21 protein-coding genes and 2 pseudogenes are annotated in these 21,753 nt (G+C 70.6%); 14 read left to right on the top strand and 9 right to left on the bottom strand.

Annotation, left to right across the window (positions count from 1 at the left end; genetic code table 11):
- Positions 1 to 114: 114 nt before the first annotated feature.
- The 7 genes and pseudogenes from H4F70_RS20685 to H4F70_RS14635 all read right to left on the bottom strand — a co-directional run bounded on the left by H4F70_RS20685 (position 115) and on the right by H4F70_RS14635 (position 5,145).
- Entirely contained in the window at positions 115 to 567 is a 453-nt protein-coding gene (locus tag H4F70_RS20685; protein ID WP_235681130.1) for an MIT C-terminal domain-containing protein, read from the bottom strand.
- A pseudogene (gene brxL / locus H4F70_RS14660) lies at positions 540 to 1,862 on the bottom strand (BREX system Lon protease-like protein BrxL). The gene H4F70_RS20685 and the pseudogene brxL overlap by 28 nt, the downstream one beginning before the upstream one ends.
- On the bottom strand, positions 1,807 to 2,586 hold the full coding sequence (locus H4F70_RS14655; RefSeq protein WP_182357694.1) for a nucleotidyl transferase AbiEii/AbiGii toxin family protein: 780 nt from the start codon (positions 2,584 to 2,586) through the stop codon (positions 1,807 to 1,809). The pseudogene brxL and the gene H4F70_RS14655 overlap by 56 nt, the downstream one beginning before the upstream one ends.
- Positions 2,583 to 3,230: a type IV toxin-antitoxin system AbiEi family antitoxin domain-containing protein gene (locus H4F70_RS14650; RefSeq protein WP_182357693.1), complete on the bottom strand. Its 648-nt coding sequence runs from the start codon at positions 3,228 to 3,230 to the stop codon at positions 2,583 to 2,585. The genes H4F70_RS14655 and H4F70_RS14650 overlap by 4 nt, the downstream gene beginning before the upstream one ends.
- Positions 3,231 to 3,292: 62 nt before the next feature.
- Positions 3,293 to 3,895, bottom strand: a complete 603-nt coding sequence (locus H4F70_RS21275) for a PglZ domain-containing protein (RefSeq protein WP_235681129.1) — start codon at positions 3,893 to 3,895, stop codon at positions 3,293 to 3,295.
- A pseudogene (locus H4F70_RS21270) lies at positions 3,888 to 4,109 on the bottom strand (hypothetical protein); the annotation flags it as partial. The pseudogene H4F70_RS21270 and the gene H4F70_RS21275, both read right to left, overlap by 8 nt.
- 118 nt (positions 4,110 to 4,227) lie before the next feature.
- Entirely contained in the window at positions 4,228 to 5,145 is a 918-nt protein-coding gene (locus tag H4F70_RS14635) for a LysR family transcriptional regulator (protein ID WP_182357690.1), read from the bottom strand.
- Positions 5,146 to 5,261: 116 nt separating this feature from the next.
- On the opposite strand from H4F70_RS14635, the gene H4F70_RS14630 reads away from it, so the two are divergent.
- From H4F70_RS14630 to H4F70_RS14590, 9 genes are all read left to right on the top strand, one after another.
- A complete protein-coding gene (locus H4F70_RS14630) occupies positions 5,262 to 6,224 on the top strand; it encodes an ABC transporter substrate-binding protein (protein ID WP_182357689.1) in 963 nt (320 codons plus the stop codon).
- Between the two features lie 77 nt (positions 6,225 to 6,301).
- A complete protein-coding gene (locus H4F70_RS14625; protein WP_182357688.1) occupies positions 6,302 to 7,069 on the top strand; it encodes an ABC transporter permease in 768 nt (255 codons plus the stop codon).
- Positions 7,069 to 7,905: an ABC transporter permease gene (locus tag H4F70_RS14620; protein ID WP_182357687.1), complete on the top strand. Its 837-nt coding sequence runs from the start codon at positions 7,069 to 7,071 to the stop codon at positions 7,903 to 7,905. The genes H4F70_RS14625 and H4F70_RS14620 overlap by 1 nt, the downstream gene beginning before the upstream one ends.
- Before the next feature lie 4 nt (positions 7,906 to 7,909).
- The gene (locus H4F70_RS14615) at positions 7,910 to 8,770 is read left to right on the top strand and encodes an ABC transporter ATP-binding protein (RefSeq protein ID WP_182357686.1); all 861 of its coding nucleotides are present in this window, start codon (positions 7,910 to 7,912) and stop codon (positions 8,768 to 8,770) included.
- A 55-nt stretch (positions 8,771 to 8,825) separates the two neighbouring features.
- Positions 8,826 to 9,908, top strand: a complete 1,083-nt coding sequence (locus H4F70_RS14610; RefSeq protein ID WP_182357685.1) for an MBL fold metallo-hydrolase — start codon at positions 8,826 to 8,828, stop codon at positions 9,906 to 9,908.
- Positions 9,905 to 10,993: a maleylacetate reductase gene (locus H4F70_RS14605; protein WP_182357684.1), complete on the top strand. Its 1,089-nt coding sequence runs from the start codon at positions 9,905 to 9,907 to the stop codon at positions 10,991 to 10,993. The genes H4F70_RS14610 and H4F70_RS14605 overlap by 4 nt, the downstream gene beginning before the upstream one ends.
- 107 nt (positions 10,994 to 11,100) lie before the next feature.
- Entirely contained in the window at positions 11,101 to 12,027 is a 927-nt protein-coding gene (locus tag H4F70_RS14600; protein WP_182357683.1) for a dioxygenase family protein, read from the top strand.
- 70 nt (positions 12,028 to 12,097) lie between these two features.
- On the top strand, positions 12,098 to 13,879 hold the full coding sequence (locus H4F70_RS14595) for an FAD-dependent oxidoreductase (RefSeq protein ID WP_182357682.1): 1,782 nt from the start codon (positions 12,098 to 12,100) through the stop codon (positions 13,877 to 13,879).
- Between the two features lie 222 nt (positions 13,880 to 14,101).
- Positions 14,102 to 15,559: a benzaldehyde dehydrogenase gene (locus H4F70_RS14590; protein WP_182357681.1), complete on the top strand. Its 1,458-nt coding sequence runs from the start codon at positions 14,102 to 14,104 to the stop codon at positions 15,557 to 15,559.
- An 18-nt stretch (positions 15,560 to 15,577) separates the two neighbouring features.
- Here the strand turns inward: H4F70_RS14590 and H4F70_RS14585 are convergent, their stop codons facing one another.
- The gene (locus H4F70_RS14585; RefSeq protein ID WP_182357680.1) at positions 15,578 to 16,147 is read right to left on the bottom strand and encodes a sugar O-acetyltransferase; all 570 of its coding nucleotides are present in this window, start codon (positions 16,145 to 16,147) and stop codon (positions 15,578 to 15,580) included.
- A 389-nt stretch (positions 16,148 to 16,536) separates the two neighbouring features.
- Positions 16,537 to 17,292: an IclR family transcriptional regulator gene (locus H4F70_RS14580; RefSeq protein WP_182357679.1), complete on the bottom strand. Its 756-nt coding sequence runs from the start codon at positions 17,290 to 17,292 to the stop codon at positions 16,537 to 16,539.
- Between the two features lie 81 nt (positions 17,293 to 17,373).
- On the opposite strand from H4F70_RS14580, the gene pcaH reads away from it, so the two are divergent.
- The 5 genes from pcaH to H4F70_RS14555 are packed head-to-tail and all read left to right on the top strand — an operon-like array spanning position 17,374 to position 21,695.
- The gene (gene pcaH / locus H4F70_RS14575) at positions 17,374 to 18,135 is read left to right on the top strand and encodes a protocatechuate 3,4-dioxygenase subunit beta (RefSeq protein WP_182357678.1); all 762 of its coding nucleotides are present in this window, start codon (positions 17,374 to 17,376) and stop codon (positions 18,133 to 18,135) included.
- Positions 18,128 to 18,742: a protocatechuate 3,4-dioxygenase subunit alpha gene (gene pcaG, locus H4F70_RS14570; RefSeq protein ID WP_182357677.1), complete on the top strand. Its 615-nt coding sequence runs from the start codon at positions 18,128 to 18,130 to the stop codon at positions 18,740 to 18,742. The genes pcaH and pcaG overlap by 8 nt, the downstream gene beginning before the upstream one ends.
- Position 18,743: 1 nt before the next feature.
- On the top strand, positions 18,744 to 20,003 hold the full coding sequence (locus H4F70_RS14565) for a lyase family protein (protein ID WP_182360438.1): 1,260 nt from the start codon (positions 18,744 to 18,746) through the stop codon (positions 20,001 to 20,003).
- Positions 20,003 to 20,482: a 4-carboxymuconolactone decarboxylase gene (gene pcaC, locus H4F70_RS14560; protein WP_182357676.1), complete on the top strand. Its 480-nt coding sequence runs from the start codon at positions 20,003 to 20,005 to the stop codon at positions 20,480 to 20,482. The genes H4F70_RS14565 and pcaC overlap by 1 nt, the downstream gene beginning before the upstream one ends.
- A 4-nt stretch (positions 20,483 to 20,486) precedes the next feature.
- Positions 20,487 to 21,695 carry a 4-hydroxybenzoate 3-monooxygenase gene (locus H4F70_RS14555; RefSeq protein ID WP_182357675.1) on the top strand — a complete coding sequence of 403 codons (1,209 nt, stop codon included), beginning with the start codon at positions 20,487 to 20,489 and terminating at the stop codon, positions 21,693 to 21,695.
- Positions 21,696 to 21,753 lie beyond the last annotated feature (58 nt).

The raw sequence follows: 21,753 nt of genomic DNA, 5'->3' as shown, positions 1-21,753 counted from the left end.
CCGTCGGCGGCCTGCAGCGTCGGAACGCACGGTATCGAGCGGGACCGACAACTTTCACAAACCACGTGCGTGCAGTGGACGGACCGACCAGGTGGAGCCGCGTCGCCGTTCCGGTTACTCCTTCAGTGAGGTGATCGTGCAGGACTTGGTGCGCCGCCAGTCCTGTCGCCGAACGCGGATGTCGTACCGATTGGCGCTGGTGAAGGGCTGGAAGATATCGAGGCCGCGACCGAGCTGTATCCGCCATCCGGTGTCGGCGGTGATCTGCCGATCGTGCAGTCCGTCCGCGAAATCGCAGGTGAACTCCACGCCGCCCTCGGCGACAGCGTCCTTGATCTCCGACAGCCCGACGATCTGTGCCTTGTGTCTATCCTCGCGTTCCGGCTCCACGGATGTAGTCAGATGCACGGCGACTGCATCTTCAGCCGGTTTCGCGGCAATGATCGCTACCAGCAGCTCGTTGAGATTGCGCAGCTGATGCGGGGCCCTGATGTAGGGGTCGACGATCTCTATCCGCTGTGCGCCGCGCAGGTGCGGTATCAGCAGGTCGGCGTACGAGTACCCCATTGCGTTGTCGGGAATGTCGAGCGCGCCGGTCCGCAGCGTCTCGAACGATTCCGGCGTCGTAGGTGCCGGAGCGCTTCGGCGAGGTAGTCGACGACGAATCCGTAGCCGTCAGTGAACAGTTCGCGCCGGATGATCTCGACTTCCCAGCCTGGAAGGTAGAAGTGCAGCCGGTCGAGGTAGGCGGCGTCGTAGTAGGCCTCGGGGAGCACCTCGAACGAGTCGGAGTGCGCGAGCATCGTCGGCACGGGCCGGGAAGTGTTCCCGATGAACACCATCGACGCCTCGGCGGGAATGGTCTCGACGCCGCGGGAGAACGTCTTGTTGGCCAGGTAGTTCTTCAGGATGTCGACGAGGGCCTTGTCCACTCGTTTCTGCCCGGCGAACCCGTCGAAGGCGACGACATCCCAGAAGCCGACGAGCCCGATGCGTCCGTTGGAGGTGTTGACGAAGAGCTTCGGGACGGTGAACTCTCCGCCGGAGATGAGCATGCCGTGCGGGGAGAACTCCGAGTACACGTGCGACTTGCCGGTGCCTTTGGGGTCGAGCTCGACGAGATTGTAGCTGCGTTCGACGAAGGGGATCAGCTGCACCGGCTGGAGGAGTTTGCCGCGCGGCGACAGGCGTTCCGGGTCGAATCCGATGCTCTGCACGAGCAGGTCGATCCACTCGTCGGTGCTGAATCTCGCGCGCGCGGCGAGGTATACGCCGGCATCGAACTGGCCGAGCTGGATCGGCTTGAGACCAGCGATGATCCAGCGGTCATCGAGGGAGTCGCCGCCGGAGTATTCGACGTCGACCATGCACCAGACGCCGCCGGTGAGCAGCTTGGGATGCTGCTTGACGGTGCGGTCGTCAATAGGCGCCGACTTGAGCCCCTGGTGGGAGAACGAGGCGGTGTGGATGTCCTACTTGTCGCCGAGTACGACGGTGACCTTGTCGATCACGCGGTGCCGCCCGCGGTCGCGGATCGTGGACTTCATCAGCTCGGCCTCGCCGCGGTGCACGTAGTGCTGGGCGAGGATATCCCGGACGCTCTCGATGCCGGCGTCGATCGTGGCTTCGTCATCGGTGGCGCAATACTGGGCGAGGAGGAACTCGAGCACGTAGCCGGGGACGACGGCATTGCCGCGGACGCGACCGATCAGGTCTTTGCGGACCACCAGCCCGGGGAACTCGGTGTTCGCTTTGGCATCGAGAGCAGTGAGTGGGGGGCATCGGCGGTGTCGGCTAAGTTGTTGGTCACGGTTCTCCAGCTTCTTGCGTCGCGTCACGTTCAGCCACACATTCCCAGGCATCGCGGACGGTGATCAGGGCCTCGGATGCGCTGATCCTCAGACGGGTTTGGCCCGCCAATTGCGCGGTCCATTCCTCCTCACGCGGTGCGGCGAGGAACATGTGCCGGCTGGGAGGATGGTTAGTCGGACCGTGTCGCGCGAACATCGCTGCAGCTTCGTCGTCGATTGCGCCGATCTCCGCGAGCGCCCACAGATCCCACAGGTCTCGGGCAGCGCTGCGGTCGTGCCAGGTTGCAGTTTTCGACGCAGCGAACGCAGTACGCGTGGGAACGGCCAATCGAGCGGGCGGAGCGTCGCTGTATCGCTGTTCGAGATGCCGCCTCTCGACAGGCCACAGAGTCCGGCCCTTGGCGGAGAGCAACTGGATCTTCACGGACAGTCCGCCGGCGGTGCGGAGGTGGGCGGAATCGGAGTCTCGGACGGCGCCGAGTGCCGGTTCCCAAGCCAGCCGGCCGAACGTGCGCGCCACTGCACGGGGCAGGGCCGCATCGAGTTCGGCGGCAAGTGCGGTGCGGTCGCCACCTGCGACGAGGTCGATGTCCTCGCTGAGACGCCCGTTCGGCAGGTGGGTGCGGGCAAGCGCGGTCCCGCCGATGAAATGCAGTCGGTCCGCGAATCGGTCGGATAGGACGGCCAGGAGATGTGAGATGAGGTGGTCGCGTTCCACCTGCTCCGGTGCGACACCGAATCGGGTGGCTACCTCATCGTGTTCGTCGGGGATCACGGACTTACTCCCGCCCAGATCTCGGCCCGCCGCAGGCTCGCAACCATCCGCTGCTTCGTTGCCAGGTCTTCGAGACGGTCGTGGTCGCAGCGGTGGTGAAGTGCTGCGACGGCGGTCGGGACCTCGGCATCCGCGTTCCCGAGCCGGGGGCGCCTGGCCAGGTCGAGCACAGTCTGTTCGGGCGTAGTGACGAGGGTGCCGCCGAGGGGAGTGTCGATGCGTTCGGCATCGAGCGCCGCGGTATCGCGCTGAACAAACAGGACGGTGGCCGACCGGTCAAGCAGCGGAATCGGCTTATGTTGCCTGGGGACGGCGACGACGGCGGTCGCGAGTGCCCTCGGGATCACTCCGTGCAGTCGGGCGGCGCTCACGCCCATCACCAGCGCGCGGTCTGCGCCATAGATCGTCGACGCTATGCCCGCGGCGGCGGCTTCGAGCCCGGGCAGCCAGGAGCGCCCGACCTGCTCCTGGGGTACGACGATGTAGTAGCCGCGCGCCACCCTGTGCAGGACGCCCCGGTCGGTGAGCCGAGCCAATTCAGGGCGGGGGTGGGCGTAGATGCCACCGGCGTCCCGAGGGCGGAGAGTGCGCAGGGCGGTGCGAGTCAGCTCGGCTGGCAACGGCGTCCCGCGCAACTGCTCCACGTCACTCCTTCAGTACGTCATACGTAGGCTATAACCCTACGAAACGCGTACTGAAACCGCAATCAGAGTGGATCGAAGAATCCGCCGAACCCTCGATTGAGGCTTGCGGTGGTGTGACGGTACTCGGTGCGGGTGCCGTTGGTCTCCTCGTCGGCACGGATATGTACGGTCTGTCCGTTGTACCGTTCGGCGGCCTCACCGAGGACGAGTTCGACTGTAGAGTTCCGGTCGCGCAGGTCGTCCGCGGCGCTGTCGACGACGACGGTGCGTTCCCCGGACAGTGCCGCGCCGTCTTCGGCGTAGACACCGACGATGAGAGTCCGGCCGCGGCGCTTACCGGTGGACGCCTCGCATTGCAGGAGGGCGACGAACACGGTGCTGGCGGTAATTCTGGGGCTGCTGACGTTGACGTCGACTGTGACCTTGCTGATGTCCTTGCTGCGGGACTGCGTGAGCGTCACCAACGGCACCACGATCTCCTGCAGGGTGGCACCCCCGTGCACGTACTGGTAGCCGGCACCCTGCATCCGCAGGCGGTGCAGTGCCCGCGGCACCTGCAACTGAAGGTCTCCGTCGAGGCCGAGCTGCGTCGCCGTCCACCGAGCCGTCGGCGACAAGCTCCAGTCCAGGCTGCGGTAATTCGGCGAGACGCTGCATAACTTCACGAGTCACACGCACGGTCGATGCGGCGGAACGTTGCTGAACGATGTTCCATTCGACCGCGTCGGTGCGGACTGTCGAGGCATCTGCAGACGCGATCAGCATCGCAGCGATCGCCGTAGCGGGCGACCTCAGCAAGCCGCCGGTGGTGAACGACAGTCGATAGGGTGCATTCGCGTCGCGCGTACTGACATGGCCCTGGTGGGACGGCGCGATCACCCGCCACCCCGATGGCACGAATCCAACGGCTCTGATCTAGACACGTACCCCAACCTAGTCGACGCGTCCGACACCGCGCGGAGTACCGGCGCCGCTGCTCGGCCGCACGCCATCAGCGTCAGGCGCCCGCCCCCCGCGTCGCCAGCTCGACGAAGCGCCGGGCGGCCGGTGTCAGCACCCCCTCGGCGCTCCACAGCACGGTGGCCACCAGCGGCGGCACGGCTTGGGCGATCGGCCGCAGCGCCACCGAGTCCTGCGCGATCCGGCCGATGGTATCCGGGACCAGGGCCACGCCGGCGCCGGCCGCGATGAGGGGAACCGCCGTCTGCAACGTCGACACCTCGCGCAGCTTGGCGGGCCGGATCCCCAGGCGCAGCCAGATCGTTTCGATGAGCTCCGGAAGCCCCGGAAAGCCGGCGACCTCGCCGGGGATCATCCACCGCTCGTCCTCGAGCGCACGCAGGTCGATGGGCTGATTCGGAGCGCTCATTGCGGCGAGGCGCGGCGGCAGGGCGACCACCAGCGGCAGCTCCCGTGCGGGCACAGCGTTCAGCTCGCCGCGGAGGTTCCGGGCCAGCGTCGCCGGATCGGCGCACGCGACGATGCCGACGTCCGCGGTGCCTTCGCGGACGGCGCGGAGCACCTGCGCGGGCGCGGGGTCCGCGAGGGCGATCTCCACGTCCGGTGCGCGCTCCGCGTACTCGGTGACCAGGGGTGCCAGGTGGGCCCAGGAGAACGAGGGGACGGCGGCGACCCGAAGCCGCCCGGCGCGCCCCTCGCCGAGGTCGCGGAGGCTCTGCGTCAGGTCGTCGAAGCCGTGCAGCAGCCGCCGCCCGGTCTGCTCCAGGTGGCGCCCGGCCTCGGTGGTACGCACCCCCTTGGGGGTGCGTACGAGCAGCGTGACGCCGAGGTCGCGCTCCAGATTCTTGACGGCGAGGCTCAGTGGCGGCTGCGACATGTGCAGTTCCTCGGCGGCCTGCGTGAACGACCCGGCGTCGACGATCGCAAGGAAGTAGCGCAGTTGGCGAAGTTCCATACATGAAGCATATGACGATGCCACGAGAATAGTATTGGATATATACGAGTGACCAGCGACACACTGGTGTGGAACCGACGGCAACAGTCGTTCCGCAGACTCCGAAGGAGCCGGTCGTGCGCAGATCCACCCTCGTCATCGCGTTGTGCGCGGTGGCGGCATTGCTCGCCGCGTGCAGCGTCGGCCGCGGCAGCGCCATCAAGATCGACGACGGACAGCCGGTCCGCATCGGGGTGATCCCGGTGGCGGACTTCGCGCCGGTCTACATCGCCGTGGACAAGGGCTATTTCGCCGACGCCGGGATCGACGTCGAACTGCAGGTGATGCAGAACGCCGCGGCGATCGCCCCGTCGGTGCTCAACGGCCAGCTGCAGTTCGGCACCGCGGCCGCCAGCCCGTTCCTCACCGCGACGCAGAAGGGGCTGCCGCTGGAGGCCGTCGCCAACCAGGCGAACGTGGGCCACTCGGCGCAGGACGACGCGTCGGGGCTGCTGGTGGCCGAGGGGTCGGACATCGCTCGGCCGGCCGACCTGCAAGGCAGAACCGTCGCCGTCAACGCCCTCAACTCGATCGTGCACGTGGCGGCGGCCGAGTCGGTGCGCCGCGACGGCGGCGACCCGAACGCCGTGACCTGGGTCGCCATGCCCTTCCCGGACATGATGACGGCCCTGGCCGCCCACCGTGTCGACGCGGCGTCGGTCGTCGAGCCGTTCGTCACCATCGGCGCCGGCCAGGGGCTCCGGTCGATCGCCAACCCGTACGTCGACGCGTTCACCCCGGGCGGTACGTATTCGCTGCTGTTCACGGCCGAGCCGTTCGTCGAAACCAACCCGGAGCTGGTCCGCAGGTTCGCCGACGCGATCGACCGGGCGAGCGTCGACGCGCAGAACGATCCCGAGGAGGTACGTCGCGTGCTGGTCGAATACGGCAAGGTCGATCCCGCGGTGGCGGAGGAGATGACGCTGCCCGGCTACGGGCCGCGGCTCGACGTCGATGCGCTGGACGACATGTCGACGGTGATGGTGGAGCTCGGCTTCATGCCGGAACCGGTCGACGCGGCGCAGGCGGTGGTCTCGTGAGCACCGCGGCGGAAACGTTGCGGCCGGCCGTGGCGGCGCCCCGACGGTCGCGGACACGGGGCACCGCGACCCGCCTGATGCCGGGGAGGAACTGGATCGGCGCGGCCACGGTGCTCGGCATCCTCGCGGCCTGGCAGCTGCTGTCCGCCACCGGCGTCCTGCCCGGGGCATCGATCCCGTCGGCGGCGAGCGTGATCGAGGCGGGGACGGGCGAGCTCGCGTCGTCGGAGTTCTGGTCGGCCATGTGGGACACGGTGTCGGTGGCCCTGCTGGGGATGGCGGTCATCGTCGTCCTCGCCGTTCCGGCGGCGCTGCTCATCGGCCGCGTCCGGTGGATCGGCGAGTCCACCTGGTTCCTCGTCGAGTTCCTCAAGCCCATCCCGCCCGTCGCGCTCATCCCGCTGGGCCTGTTGCTGTGGGGGCCGTCGCCGGAGATGAAGCTCTACCTGGTGGCGCTCGGCTCGGTGTGGCCGCTGCTCACCCAGGTGGTCTACGGGGTCCGCGAGATCGACGGCGTGGCACTGGAGATGGCCCGCAGCTATCGGCTCGGCTGGTGGAAGACCACCAGCAGGATCGTGGTGCCCTCGATCCTCCCGTTCGGCATGACGGGCCTGCGGGTGTCCGCATCGATCGCCATCATCATCGCCGTCGTGGTCGAGATGATCGGTGGCGCCGCCGGCCTGGGACAGCAGATCACTCTGGCGCAGTCGGCCAACGCGCTGCCGCGGATGTACGCGCTGATCATCGCGACAGGGCTGCTGGGCCTCGCCGTGAATGCACTTTTCCGCTGTGCCGAACGGCCCCTGCTGTTCTGGCATCCGTCCCACCACAGGGAGGCCCGCTGATGACCGCGCTCGCCGAGGGGACACGTGCCGGCGCGTCCCGCACCGCCGGAACCGCGCGCCTGGTGTCCGCTGCGAAGCTGTTCGCGCTGCGCGCCTGGCTGCCGGTGACGATCGTCGCCGTCTGGTGGTTCGCCACCGCCGGCACCGACTCGCTGTACTTCCCGTCGCTGCAGGCGATCGTGGAGAACCTGCGCGCCGACTGGCTCGGTCCGCACCTGATGCAGGACGCGGCGCCCAGCGTCGTGAAGTTCCTCATCGGATTCGCCATCGCTGCGGTCCTGGGCGTGGCCGTGGGCCTGGTGATCGGACTGTCACCGGTGCTGCGCGCCGCCACGGAGCCGGTGATCCAGTTCCTGCGGTCGCTGCCGCCGCCGGTGCTGCTGCCGATCGGGCTGCTGCTGTTCGGAATCGGCGCCACGATGAACGTGGCCATCATCGTGCTCGGCGCGGTGTGGCCGACCCTGCTCGCCACCATCGACGGCGTGCGGGGTGTGGGATCCGAGCTCACCGACATGGCCCGCTCCTACCGGCTGACGCCCGTGCAGCGCATCCGGTACGTGATCCTGCCGGGCGCGGCGCCGCAGATCTTCGGCGGGCTGCGCACGACGCTGCAGATGTCGATCATCCTCATCGTCGTCTCCGAGATGGTGGCCTCGACGAGCGGCATCGGCTTCTACGTCCTCAACTCCCAGCAGACCTTCGAAGTCACCGACACCTGGGCGGGCACGATCGTGCTCGGGCTGCTCGGGTACGTCGCCAACCTGCTGTTCATCCGATTCGAGCGCCGGGTCCTGCGTTGGCAGGAGGGGCGCCGCAATGCGACCGGAAGCGAGTAGACACATGACACAGGCAACCCCGGACATCCGTACCCCGGACGTCAGTACCCCTGCGCATCCCGGCCCCGGCGGCCGGACCGACGTCGTGCTCGAGCTCGACGATCTGCAGAAGACCTACGGCACCGGCGCGTCGGCCGCCCGGATCCTCGCTTCGATCGACGTGTCGATCCGCCGCGGCGAGTTCGTGTGCATCGTCGGGCCGTCCGGCTCCGGCAAGACCACGCTGCTGCGCTGCGTCGCCGGGCTGCTGGCGCCCACGGCGGGACGGGTGGTGCTCGAGGGCACCGAGGTCACCGAGCCGCCGGCGAAGCTCGCCGTGGTGTTCCAGGACTACAGCCGCTCGCTGCTGCCGTGGATGACGGTGCGGGCGAACATCGAGCTGCCCATGCGCAACAAGTTCCCGCGCGCCGAGCGTGGCCCGATGATCGACCAGGTCCTCGCATCGGTGGGGCTCGGCGGCAAGGGCGACCTGTACCCGTGGCAGATGTCCGGCGGCATGCAGCAGCGCGCCGCCATCGCCCGCGGCCTCGCCTACCGGCCGGACGTGCTGCTGATGGACGAACCCTTCGCTGCCGTGGACGCTCAGACGCGCATCGAGCTCGAGGACCTCGTACTCAAGGTGCGCCGCGACTTCGACACGACGATCGTCTTCGTCACCCACGACATCGACGAGGCCGTGTACCTGGGCGACCGGGTGATCGTCCTGTCCGGGGCGCCGACGACGGTGACCCGCGACATCGTTGTGGACCTGCCGGCCCCGCGCGACCAGGCCGAGACCAAGGCGCTGCCCGAGTACGCGCGCCTGCGCCTCGAGGTGTTCCGGCTCATCCAGGACGCGACTTCGCACGCGGTCGCCGCCCGGTGAGCCGGCCCGCCGCACCTCAGACCCGTATCCCCGCAAGGCAAGGACTGCACTTCCGATGCGCACCACTCATGAACCGCTGACCCTCGACCAGGCCCGCGCCTACCGCACCCGGGTGTCGCTGCTGGGCACTGCCGGCGGGCCGCCCTGGTGGGACGGCTCGGACCGCACCGGCATCTCCACCGCGATCAAGGTGGGGGACGCGGTGTACCTGATCGACTGCGGCGAGGGCTGGGGCCCGCAGTACCGGCGTGCCGGGCTGGGGCCGGACGGCTTCGAGCACGGCATCGACAACCTGCGCGCCGTGTTCATCACCCACCACCACTCCGACCACACGGTGGACTACCCCAACCTGCTGGTGCTGGCCTGGCACAACGGTTCCAACGGGCTGCGGCAGCCGATCCGGATCATCGGCCCCGGCGACCGCGGCATGCTGCCGCCGATCTTCGGCGAGCGCGATACGCCGCCGGAGGTGTTCTGCCCGGAATCGCCGACGCCGGGGATCGTCGAGTCGACGGGCAAGCTGCTGGCCGCCTACGCCACCGACATCAACGACCGCATGCGCGACAACGCCAAACAGGACCTGCGCGAGATCTTCGAGGTGTCCGACATCGTCCTGCCCGACGGCGTCGGCGACGACCCGAACCGCGACCCCTCCCCGGACATGGAGCCGTTCACCGTCTACGAGGACGAGAACGTGCGAGTCAGCGCCATCCTGGTGGATCACCGCCCGGTGTTCCCCGCCTACGCGTTCCGCTTCGACACCGACGACGGCGCGATCGTGGTCTCCGGAGACACGGGCGTGTGCACCAACCTGGTGCGCCTCGCCGAGGGGGCGGACCTGCTGCTGCACGAGTGCATCGATCTGGACTGGGCGGATTCGCTGCTGGGTCCCGGCTCGCCGCGCCCCGACGCGCACCTGCTGCAGCACATGCTCGCCGCGCACACCTCGGCGGAGCAGGTGGGCGTGCAGGCGGAGAAGGCGGGCGTGGACACGCTGGTGCTCACCCACCTGGTGCCGGGCAATGCGCCGCGGTCGGTGTGGGAGCGCGCGCAGCAGGACTTCACCGGCAATCTCGTGGTGGGAGAGGACCTGATGCACTTCGGCATCGGCCGGCCCCGCGCGGACGGGGGTGCGTGACGGTGGAGTTCACGCATGTGACCCTGGGCCAGCGGGTGCTGTTCGGCGCCGGACTTGCGCGCGAAGGCCTTGCCGGCGAGCTGGCCCGCCTCGGTGCGCGCAGGCCCCTGATTCTCGCCGGCGACCGCGAACGCGCCATGGCCGAGCAGGTGGTCGGCGGGCTGGAGGAGTCGGCGGGGGTCGAACGGCTGTCATGGCACGGCGATGTGGCCATGCACGTGCCCGTGGACGTGGCGGAGCGCGCCCGCGCGGCCGCCGCCGCGGCGGAGGCCGACGTGGTGGTGGCCGTCGGCGGCGGGTCGACGACGGGGCTCGCCAAGGCGGTCGCGCTGACGACGGGCCTGCCGATCATCGCCGTGCCCACCACGTTCGCCGGCTCCGAGGCGACGAACGTGTGGGGGATGACCGAGGACGGGCGCAAGACGACGGGCGTCGACGACGCGGTGCTGCCGGCGTCGATCGTCTACGACGCGGAGCTGACGGCGTCGCTCCCGCCCGCCATGGCAGTGGCCAGCGGGCTCAACGCCCTCGCACACTGCGTGGACTCGCTGTGGGCGCCGCGCGCGGACCCGATCAACGGCGCCCTCGCGGCCGAGGGCGCCCGCGCGCTGTCGGCCGGACTGCCGCTGCTGCACCGGGATCCGGATGCCGACGCGGGCCGCGAGCAGGTGCTGTACGGCGCGTACCTGGCGGCGGTCGCGTTCGCGTCGGCGGGCTCGGGGCTGCACCACAAGATCTGCCACGTGCTCGGCGGCGCCTACGACCTGCCGCACGCCGAGACCCACGCCGTCGTCCTGCCGCACGTGCTCGCGTTCAACGGGCCCGCCGCGCCGGCGGCGCAACGGCGGCTCGCGGAGGCGTTCGGCTCCGACTCGGCGATGTCGGGGCTCGCCGCGCTGTACGACGCGGTGGACGCGCCCAGCGCGCTCGCCGACCACGGCATGGCGGCCGCCGACATCCCCGCGGCCGCGCGCCTGGTGGCCGCCGTCGTCCCGGACTCCAATCCGCGGCCCGCCGCCGAGCGACAACTCGTCGGGCTGCTCACCGCGGCGCAGAACGGCGACCGCGCGGCGTGGGGTCTGTGAGCGGCCGCATGCGGACGACGAACGGAACCGGCCGCCGCGCCCCACGACTGATCAACCCGCGCCCGACCACCCCTGACGACACCACCGCCGATGAAGGAAGCATTCCCATGACCGCCACAGATGAAGCCGCAACCGGAACCCTCGCCGCGCACACGTCCTCCGCGCAGGCCGCTGCCGAGCAGGACGTGACCGACCGCGTCCTCGCCTCGTTCGACGGGTGCACCGACACCCGCCTGGCCGAACTCATGGCGGGTCTGGTGCGGCACCTGCACGCCTACATCCGCGAGGTGCGGCTCACCGAGGACGAGTGGAACGCGGCGATCCGGTTCCTCACCGACGCCGGCGACATCACCGACGACAAGCGTCAGGAGTTCATCCTGGCCTCCGACGTGCTGGGCGCGTCGATGCAGATGATCGCCGTCAACAACCCCACCTACGGCGACGCCACCGAGTCGACGGTGTTCGGGCCGTTCTTCGCCGAGGACGCGCCGCGCATCGAGCTCGGCGGGGACGTGTCCGGCGGCGCCTCCGGGCAGCCGTGCTGGGTGGAGGGCACCGTGCGCGACACCGACGGCAACCCGGTGCGCGGCGCGCGGGTGGAGGTGTGGGAGGCCGACGACGACGGCTTCTACGACGCGCAGTACACCGACGGCCGGGTGGCCGGCCGCGCCTGGATGGAGACGGACGCCGACGGCGGCTTCCGCTTCTGGGGGCTCACGCCCACGCCGTACCCGATCCCGCATGACGGCCCCGTGGGTCGGCTGCTGGCGGCGACGGGCCGCTCGCCGGTCCGGCCGGCGCACCTGCACTTCATGGTCACCGCCCCGGGTCTGCGGACCCTGGTCACCCACATCTTCGACGCCGACGACCCGCAGCTGCCCATCGGCGACGCGGTCTTCGGCATCAAAGACTCGCTGGTCAAGAAGTTCGAGCCGCAGGCGCCCGGCGCCCCGGCCCCCGACGGGCGCGACCTTGCCGGGCGCACGTGGGCGCGCAGCCGGTTCGACATCGTCCTGGCCCCGGAGGGGATGTGAACTGCGCACACCCGCGGCCCCGGCCGTCCCGAACCTCCCCGCTCTTCCGCCCGACACCTGGAGACACGCGATGAACACCAACGATCCCGCACGCGGCACCGGATTCGACACCGACGTGCTCATCATCGGCAGCGGCCCCGCCGGCGCCTCGGCCGCGCTGCTGCTCGCCACCTACGGCATCGACGCGATGATGGTCAACAAGTACGGCTGGGTGGCCAACACGCCGCGCGCCCACATCACCAATCAGCGCACCCTGGAAGTGTTGCGGGACCTGAGCGTGGAAGGCCAGGCCCTGGCCGAGGGCACGCCGCAGGACTTGATGGGCGACACGGTGCTGTGCACCTCGCTCGCCGGCGAGGAGATCGGCCGGATCAGCACCTGGGGGTCGGGGCCGGCGAGCCTGTCCGAGTACGCGGACGCCAGCCCCTGCCCGATGATCGACCTGCCGCAGACCTACATGGAGCCGATCCTCGTCACCAACGCCGCCAAGCGCGGGGCCAAGTGCCGGTTCGACACCGAGTTCCTGTCCTTCACTCAGGATGCCGACGGAGTCACCGCCACCCTGCGCGACAGGCTGCGCGGCGACGAGTTCACCGTGCGCGCGAAATACCTGATCGGCGCGGACGGTGCGCGCAGCATCGTCGCCGAGCAGGCGGGCCTGCCCATCGCCGGCCGCAGCGGCGTCGGCGGCAGCATGAACATCTGCTTCACCGCGGACCTGTCGCAGTACGCCGCGCACCGGCCCAGCGTCCTGTACTGGGCGATGCGCCCCGGCGCCGACAAGGGCGGGATCGGCATGGGGCTGATCCGCATGGTCCGGCCGTGGAACGAGTGGCTGCTCACCTGGGGTTACGACATCGAGGGCGAGCGGCCGGAACTGACCGTCGAGGAGGCGCGGCGCATCGTGCTGGACCTGCTGGGCGACCCGGACCTGGACGTGCGGATCGATTCGAAGTCGCTGTGGGAGGTCAACCACAGCTACGCCACCGAGTACTCCGCGGGCCGGGTCTTCTGCGCGGGGGACGCGGTGCACCGGCATCCGCCGTCGAACGGGCTCGGATCGAACACGTCGATCCAGGACGCGTTCAACCTGGCCTGGAAGCTCGCGGCAGTCCTCCGCGGCGAGGCGGGGCCCGGGCTGCTGGACAGCTACACCGCCGAGAGGGCGCCGGTGGGCAAGCAGATCGTGGACCGGGCGAACCTGAGCCGCGACCAGTTCGGGCCGATCTTCGAGGCCCTCGGCATCGCCGGCGGTGGAGACGAGGAGGGCATCGAGGCGGGGCTGGCCGCCTGCCGGGCCGGGACGCGCGAGGGTGCGCGGCGGCGTGCGGCGCTCGAGGACGCGATCGCGCTGAAGAACTACGAGTTCAACGCGCACGGCGTCGAGATGAACCAGCGGTACGCCTCGGGCGCGGTGCTGCGCGACGAGGAGAGCGGCCCCGAGGTCTTCGCCCGCGACGCGGAGCTTTACGCGCGGCCCACTACCCGCCCGGGGGCGAAGATCCCGCATGCCTGGCTCGTCGGCGACGACGGCACCCGCGTGTCCACGCTGGACCTGGTGGGCAAGGGCGCGTTCACGGTGGTGACCGGGCTGTCCGGCGGTGCGTGGGAGGCGGCGGCCGAGGCCGCATCGGAGAAGCTGGGCCTGCCGGTGCGGACACTGCGCATCGGCGCGTCCGGGATGCGGGACGCCTACGGCGCGTGGGCACGGCTGCGCGAGGTCGACGAGGACGGGGTGCTGCTGGTCCGGCCCGACGGGCATGTGGCGTGGCGCGTCGCGGCGGCACCGGACGACAGTGCCGAGGCGGCGCGGTCGCTCACCGACGCCCTCGCCGCGGTGCTCGCGCGGTAGCGGCGGCCGGCAACCTCGACCAAGTGGATTCTGCACGTTTCCGGCGCGGATCGTGCAGAATCCGCTTGGTCGGCGCCCCGGGAGCCATTTCCTTTCGCTCAGCAGAAGACCGCGATGGCGGGCGGCGGTGCGGCGGGGATGTACTGGGAGGGCGCGCCGCCGGAGCACCGGCGGTGCGGCGTCACACGTCAGCATCATTCCCACAGCGAAGGAGCCGCCGGCATGTCCCTTCTCGACCCCGCAGCGTGGACCGGCACGATCAATATCGGCGGCTGGACCGCATCGCACGGCGGCGCGGCCGACGTCGTCGAACCCGCGACGGGTGCGGTACTCGAGCGCGTCGGGATCGCTGACGAGGCCGACGTGGCCGCGGCCTCCGCGACCGGCGCCGACGCCCAGCGCGCATGGGCGGAGCTGCCCTACACCGAGCGGGCCGCCGTGTTGCGCAGGGCGGGGGACCTGTTCGCGGAGCATGCCGCGGATGTCCAGCACTGGCTGATCCGCGAGGCGGGTTCGATCCCGGGCAAGGCCGCCTTCGAGACCGACGTCGCAGCGCAGGAATGCTACGAGGCCGCCGCGCTGGTCTCGCGGCCGGCGGGGCAGATCCTGCAGAGCGCCGAGCCGCGGCTGAGCATGGCGAAGCGGGTGCCGGCGGGGGTCGTCGGCGTGATCGCTCCGTTCAACGCCCCGCTGATCCTCGCGATCCGGTCGGTGGCGCCGGCGCTCGCGCTCGGCAACGCCGTCCTGCTCAAGCCCGACCCGCGCACCGCGGTGTGCGCCGGGGTGTCGATCATGCGGGTGTTCGAGGAGGCCGGGCTGCCGGCCGGGGTGCTCTCGTTGGTTCCGGGGGGCGCGCAGACGGGCGGCGCCATCGTGGAGGACCCGCGCGTGCGTGTCATTTCCTTCACCGGGTCGACGGCGGCGGGCCGGAAGGTCGGCGAGGCCGCGGCGCGCCACCTCAAGCGCGCGCATCTCGAGCTCGGGGGCAACTCGGCGATGCTGGTGCTGCCGGACGCGGACCTGGACGCCGCGATCTCCACGGCCGCGTGGGGTTCGTTCTTCCACCAGGGGCAGATCTGCATGACCACCGGGCGTCACCTGGTGCACGAGAGGGTCTACGACGAGTACGTCGAGCGCTTGGCGGCGAAGGCGGACGGGATGACCGTCGGCGATCCGGCGGCGGGGGAGGTGGCGATGGGGCCGATCATCGACGCCGGGCAGCGCGACAAGATCCACGGACTGGTGACCGGCAGCGTCGACGGCGGCGCCCGGCTGGCGGCGGGCGGCACGTACGAGGAACTGTTCTACCGGCCCACGGTGCTGGCGGACGTCGGAGACGATGCCCCGGCCTACGCGCAGGAGGTGTTCGGCCCGGTGGCCCCGGTGCGCGCGTTCTCGTCGGTCGACGAGGCGATCGCGTTGGCGAACGACTCCGAGTACGGGCTGTCACTGGGGATCCTCACCTCGGATGTCATGCGGGGGCTCGAGATCGCCGAGAAGATCCCCACCGGCATCGTGCACATCAACGACCAGACCGTCTCCGACGAGGCCGTCGCACCCTTCGGCGGAGTCCGGGCCTCGGGCACCGGATCCCGTTTCGGCGGCGAGGCCAACATCGACGCGTTCACCGAGACCCGGTGGATCACCGCGCGGGGAGCACAGCCGGGCTATCCGTTCTGAGCAGCGGCCGGCCGCCGGTCACCCGGACACCGACCGCACCACCCGCGCCGGCGAGCCGACTGCCACGGCGCCGGCCGGCACGTCCTTGGTCACGAGGGACCCGGCGCCGACGACGGCGTCGTCGCCGATCGTGACGCCGCGCAGGACGGTGACGTTCGCGCCGATCCACACGTTGCGGCCGATCGTGATGCGTGCGGGGTGCATGTCGGCACGCCGGGCCGGGTCGAGGTCGTGGTCGAGGGTGGCGAGCGTCGCGTTGTGGCCGATGAGGCAGTCGTCGCCGATGGTCACGCCGCCCTGGTCCTGGAAGACGCAGCCGGAGTTGATGAACACCCGTTTGCCCAGCCGGATGTTCTTGCCGAAGTCCGCGCGCAGCGGAGGGAAGACGGTGACGGTCTCGTCCACGCACGTGCCCGTCAGTTCGGAGAGCAGCTCCCGGACCTGTTCCGGCTCGTGGTAGCCGCCGTTGAGTTCGCTGGTGATGCGCAGCGCTTCCTGCGCGGTCGCGTGCATCACCGCGTGCAGCGGCGAGCCGCCGGGGATGGTGCGTCCGGCATTGAGCTGTGCGAGCAGGTCGTCGAGCGTCATCAGGAAAGTCCTTCGCGTCGCGGCGGGGCTGTCGGTGGCGTCGACGCTACAACCGGAACGACGGAACCGCGGCGTCCGCGGCCGCGCCGGGGAGCGGGGACAAGGCGGGCTTCGGCGTCGTCACCGGGGGCGGACGGTCAGCGCGAGGGCGACGCGTCCGAGGGGACCGTCCTCGTCGTAGAGCCGGGCGAAGGAGGTCCTGGCCGGCATGGGGAGGCCGTGGCGACGGGGCCGGATCGTTGCCCGCAGCGGCCGTGTGGGTCACGCATTCGCGCCATCGAGCCGTGATCGTCGTACTCCGCTCGTGACCAAGCGGATTGCGCACATCGGCCGGCCGGAATGTGCGAAAACCGCTTGGTCGCGGGGCACGATGCGAGCGGGGACACCCGTCACAGGCTCCGTGAGATCCCCCGCGCCGCCACCTGCAGCGCCGACACCAGCCGCGTCTTCGATCGTTGCAGGCTGGGCACCACGATCCCCAGCGCCGCGACGACCGGCGCCTCGGCGTCGGCACCGCGCCGGATCGGCACCGCCACCGAGCAGGCGCCCAGGGTCATCTCTTCGACGGTGGTGGCGTAGCCGTCGCGCCGGACACGTTCGAGCTGGGCGGCGAGGACACCGGGTTGCACCACCGTGTGGGCGGTGATCGGCCGCAGGCCGGCGAGCACCCGCGCGCGCACGCGTCCGGGGGCGTGGGCCAGCAGCACCTTGCCGACGCCCGTGGGGTGCAGCGGCAGCGTGCTGCCGAGCTTGCTCACCACAGGCACGGAGGCATGTCCGGAAAGCCGGTCGAGGTACAGCACCGCGTCGCCTTCGCGCACCGCCAGGTGCACCGTCGCCCGGGTGGCGGCGTGCAGGTCGTGCAGGAACGGCGACGCGACCTCGCGCAGCCCGGTCTGCACCGGGGCCAAGAGCCCGAGATTCCACAGCAGCCTGCCCACGACATAGCGCCCGTCGGGCTCGCGGTCCAGCGCGCCGCCGGCGACGAGCTCGCGCACCTGGCGGTGGGCGGTGGGCTCGGGGAGGTCCGCCCGCCGCGCCAGTTCCGCGAGTGTGAGGCGCCGGTGCCGGGCATCGAATGCGCCGAGCAGGGCGAGCGCGCGTCCGATCACGCTCGCCCCCGGGGTGGAGGTATTGCCGGCCATGCGTTCACCTCCCGCCGATCCATTCGCTCAGTGAAAGACTACGCTGGCGTGCGTCTCATCACAGCGCATACCGTCCGCATCATGAGCCCACACGCATCCGCGCTGGACACGCAATCGGTCATCAGCGCCGACATCGAGCGCACACGTGCCGCGGCCCCGCCGAGGTCGACGATGCCGCTGCGCGATTTCCCCGCCTACCGCAGCTCGCGACTGCGCCACCCGCGCCAACCCCTCACGCTCGTGGACCCGGAGGCGGCCGAGCTGTCCGCGCCGGTCTTCGGGCCGGGGGACGTCGACCCGCTCGAGGCGGACCTCACCCTGCATCCGGCGGGTGAGCCGCTCGGCGAGCGCATCAGGGTGACCGGCCGCGTGCTCGACGGCGACGGTCGCCCGGTGCGGGGCCAGCTGGTGGAGATCTGGCAGGCGAACTCCGCCGGACGCTACATCCACCGCCGCGACCAGCACCATGCGCCGTTGGACCCGCACTTCATCGGTACTGGCCGGTGCCTGACGGACGACGACGGCACCTACTCGTTCACCACCGTGAAGCCGGGCGCCTACCCGTGGAAGAACCACCTCAACGCGTGGCGGCCCGCGCACATCCACTTCTCGCTTTTCGGCACCGAGTTCACGCAGCGGCTGATCACCCAGATGTACTTCCCGGGCGATCCGCTCATGGCGCTCGACCCCATCGCCCAGTCGGTCACCGACGCCGACGCGCTGCGCCGGCTCGTCGGAACCTACGACCACGACCTGTCGGTGCACGAGACCCTGCTGGGATACCGGTGGGACATCGTGCTCACCGGCAGCCATGCCACGCCGTTGGAGGAAGACCATGCCTGACCTGCACCCCACGCCCGGGCAGACCATCGGACCGTTCTTCTCCGACCCCGGCGCGCGCTACGGACTGTCCTACGTCGGAGACAACGAGTTGGTGCCGCCGACGCACCCGCGCGCGGTCGTGCTGCACGGCACGGTGTACGACGGTGCGGGACAGTCGGTTCCGGACGCGTTGATCGAAATCCGTCAGGCGGACGAACGCGGCGTCGTGCCGGAGATCGAGGGAGCGATCCGGCGTGACGGCACCGTGTTCACCGGCTGGGGACGCACGTGTGCGGACCCGGCGGGCCGGTACCGGTTCGTCACGCTCGCCCCCGGATCGGCCGACGGCGCGCCGTTCTTCGCGGTGACGGTGTTCGCGCGCGGCCTGCTCGACAGGCTTTTCACCCGGGCGTACGTGCCGGACGACGATGCCGCATCGGCCGCCGACCCGGTCCTGTCGTCGGTGCCGCCGGAGCGGCGCGACACCCTGATCGCGGTACGCGAGGACATGCCGGGTGCGGCAGCAGCGGGCGGCGCGCTTCGGTTCGACATCCGGCTGCAGGATTCCGCCGACGGCCCGGAGACGGTGTTCCTCGACTTTCCCCGCCACCGCGTCCCCGGTGCTTGAGATGGCGGGCGGAATCCTCGAGCCGGGCGCGCACCGGGCGGCCGGGATCGTCGACGACGGCGCGGTGATCGCCGCGATGCTGCGCGTCGAGTCGGAGTGGGCGCGGATCCTGCAGGAGGGGGGAGCGGCGAGCGCGGAGCAGGCGGACGCGATCACCGGCGCGTGCGAGCGGCTCGCCGGCGGGGCGAGCGGAGGCGTCGACGCGGCGGTGCTCGCGGAGTCCGCGGAATCTGCCGGTAATCCGGTGGTGCCGTTGGTCTCCACGTTGCGCGCCGCCGTCGCCGAGCAGGACCCGGCGGCAGCCGACCGCGTCCACCGCGGGCTGACCAGCCAGGACGTACTGGACACCGCTCTGATGCTCGTGGCGCGCGACGCTGCCGCACGGATTGCGGCGGAGCTGCGCAGCATAGCGGAATCGCTCGCGGGTCATGCCCGCGCACACGAGACGACGGTGATGACGGGGCGCACGCTGACCCAGCCGGCCGTGCCGATCACCTTCGGGCTCAAAGCCGCCCGGTGGCTTTCCGGCGTTCTCGACGGGCTCGACGCGGTGACCGCGGCGCGCGACGGGCTGCCGGTCCAATGCGGCGGGGCGGCGGGGACGCTCTCGCTGGCGGGAATCCTCGTCGCGGATCCGCTCGACGCGGAGTCGGAGCTGGCCCGCCGGCTCCGGCTCGCCGACCCGGGCGTCCCCTGGCATACGGTGCGCACCCCGATCACGCGGCTGGGCGACGCGCTGGCGACGGCGTGCCAGGGACTCGGCGTCGTGGCCGCGGACGTCGCGACGCTGTCCCGCCCGGAGATCGGGGAGCTGCATGAAGGAGGCGGAGGAGGCCGGGGCGGGTCGTCGACGATGCCGCACAAGCGCAACCCGGTGCTCTCGGTGCTGATCCGGTCCGCCGCGCTGCGCGCTCCGCACCAGGCGGCGACCTTGCATTCGGCCGCCGGACAGGCGGTGGACGAGCGGCCCGACGGCGCCTGGCACGCCGAATGGCCGGCCCTGCAGGATCTGCTCACGACCACGATGACCGCGTCCGCGCAGGCGGCCGTGCTGGCCGCGGAACTCGCCGTCGATACGGCGGCGATGGAACGCAATGTGCGTACCTTCGCCGACGGCCTGCTCGCCGAACCTCGGGGGATTCCCGCCGGACTTCCGTCGGGACCGCCTCCCGCGTCACCGGGAGAGTATCTGGGCGCGGCGCGGAGCATCACGCAGCGGGTGCTCGACCGCTTCGCGCACACGATCGAGGGAGGAAACTAATGACTGTGCCCACTGGCGAAGACCCGGCTGCGCCGTACGGTGCCATGGACGCCGCGCGCCACGACGCCGGAATGTCGGTCCGCCGCGCCGTGCTCGGCGACGCCCACGTGGACCGTGCGCAGCAGAACACGACGGCCTTCACCGCCGACTTCCAGGACTTCATCACGCGCTACGCGTGGGGGGAAGTCTGGACCCGGCCAGGGCTGGAGCGCCGCACGCGCAGCGTCATCACGCTCACCGCGCTGCTGGCGCACGGGCATTGGGACGAGTTCGCCATGCACGTCGCGGCGGCCGTGCGCAACGGGCTCACCGAGGACGAGATCGCGGAGGTCATCCTGCAATGCGGGGTGTACTGCGGGGTGCCGGCGGCCAATCACGGCTACCAGATCGCCGCGAGGGTCCTGGCGGAACTACGGGATACAGGCGACCGGGACGCGGCGAACAGCGGTCACTCGGCGGATGTCGAAGGCGAGGACTGAGTTCATGGGAACGACGATCGAACGCGCGACGGTGGGCATCGTCGGGGCAGGGCCTGCGGGATTGATGCTCGCCCACCTGCTCGCCCGGGCCGGTATCGACACCGTCGCGATCGACGTCCGCACGCGTCATGAGATCGAGACGACGCACCGCGCCGGAATCCTCGAACAGGACAGCATGCGTCTGCTCGTCGATTCCGGGGTGTCCGACCGGGTTCTGCGGGATGGGCACGAGCACAAGGGCATCGAGCTGCGCTTCGACGGCCGCAACCATCGGATCGACTTCCACGGACTCACCGGCGCGTCGACCTACCTCTACCCGCAGACCGATGTGTTCATCGACCTCGCCGACGCCCGCGAGCGCGACGGCGGCGACGTGCGGTTCGGCGTCTCCGGCACCGCGGTGACCGGAATCGACGGCGGCGCCGGGCAGACGCCGACAGTGCGGTTCACCGACGCCGACGGGGCGCGTGTGGAGCTGCGGTGCGACTACGTCGTCGGCGCGGACGGATCCCACGGCACGTGCCGCAAACTGGTGCCGGAGACGTTGCGGCGGCGATTCTTCCGCGAGTACCCGTTCGCGTGGTTCGGCGTGATGGTGCAGGCGCCGCCCAGCGCGCCGGAGCTGATCTACAACCGCTCGGAGCGTGGCTTCGCCCTGATCAGCCAGCGCACCGAGGACCTGCAGCGGATGTACTTCCAGTGCTCGCCCGGCGAGGACCCCGATGCGTGGTCCGACGACCGTGTCCTCACCGAACTGCAGGCGCGGGTGGCCGGCGGGGACGGGTTCGAACTCAAGACGGGGCCGATCGCGGAGAAGACGGTGCTGCCGTTCCGCAGCTTCGTGCAGGAGCCGATGCGGTACGGATACCTGCTGCTCGCGGGCGACGCCGCCCACACCGTGCCGCCGACGGGCGCGAAGGGGCTGAACCTGGCGCTTGCGGACGTCCGCCTGCTTGCGGAGATCCTGGAGCGCGCCGTGCATGGCGGCGACCCGGCCGCCCTCGACGAGTACACCGACCGGGCTCTGGACCGGGTGTGGAAGGCGCAGCACTTCTCCTACTGGATGACGACGATGATGCACTCGCTCGACCCGTCGGCAGAGGTCACCCCGTTCGATGAACGTCGGCAGGTGGGGGAACTGCGCACGCTGGTCGAATCCGAGTCCGGTCGCCGTTTCCTCGCCGAGGGGTACACCGGCTGGCCGGGCCGGTGAGCGAACAGTGCCCGGCCGCGCGCGTGCTCCGGTCGGTGTGTTCTTCGGTGATCGGCGG

The organism is Tomitella gaofuii, assembly GCF_014126825.1.
Taxonomy (GTDB): Bacteria; Actinomycetota; Actinomycetes; order Mycobacteriales; family Mycobacteriaceae; genus Tomitella; species Tomitella gaofuii.
The sequence above is the reverse complement of the archived record's forward strand: the minus strand, read 5'-3'. Positions and strand labels throughout refer to the sequence as shown.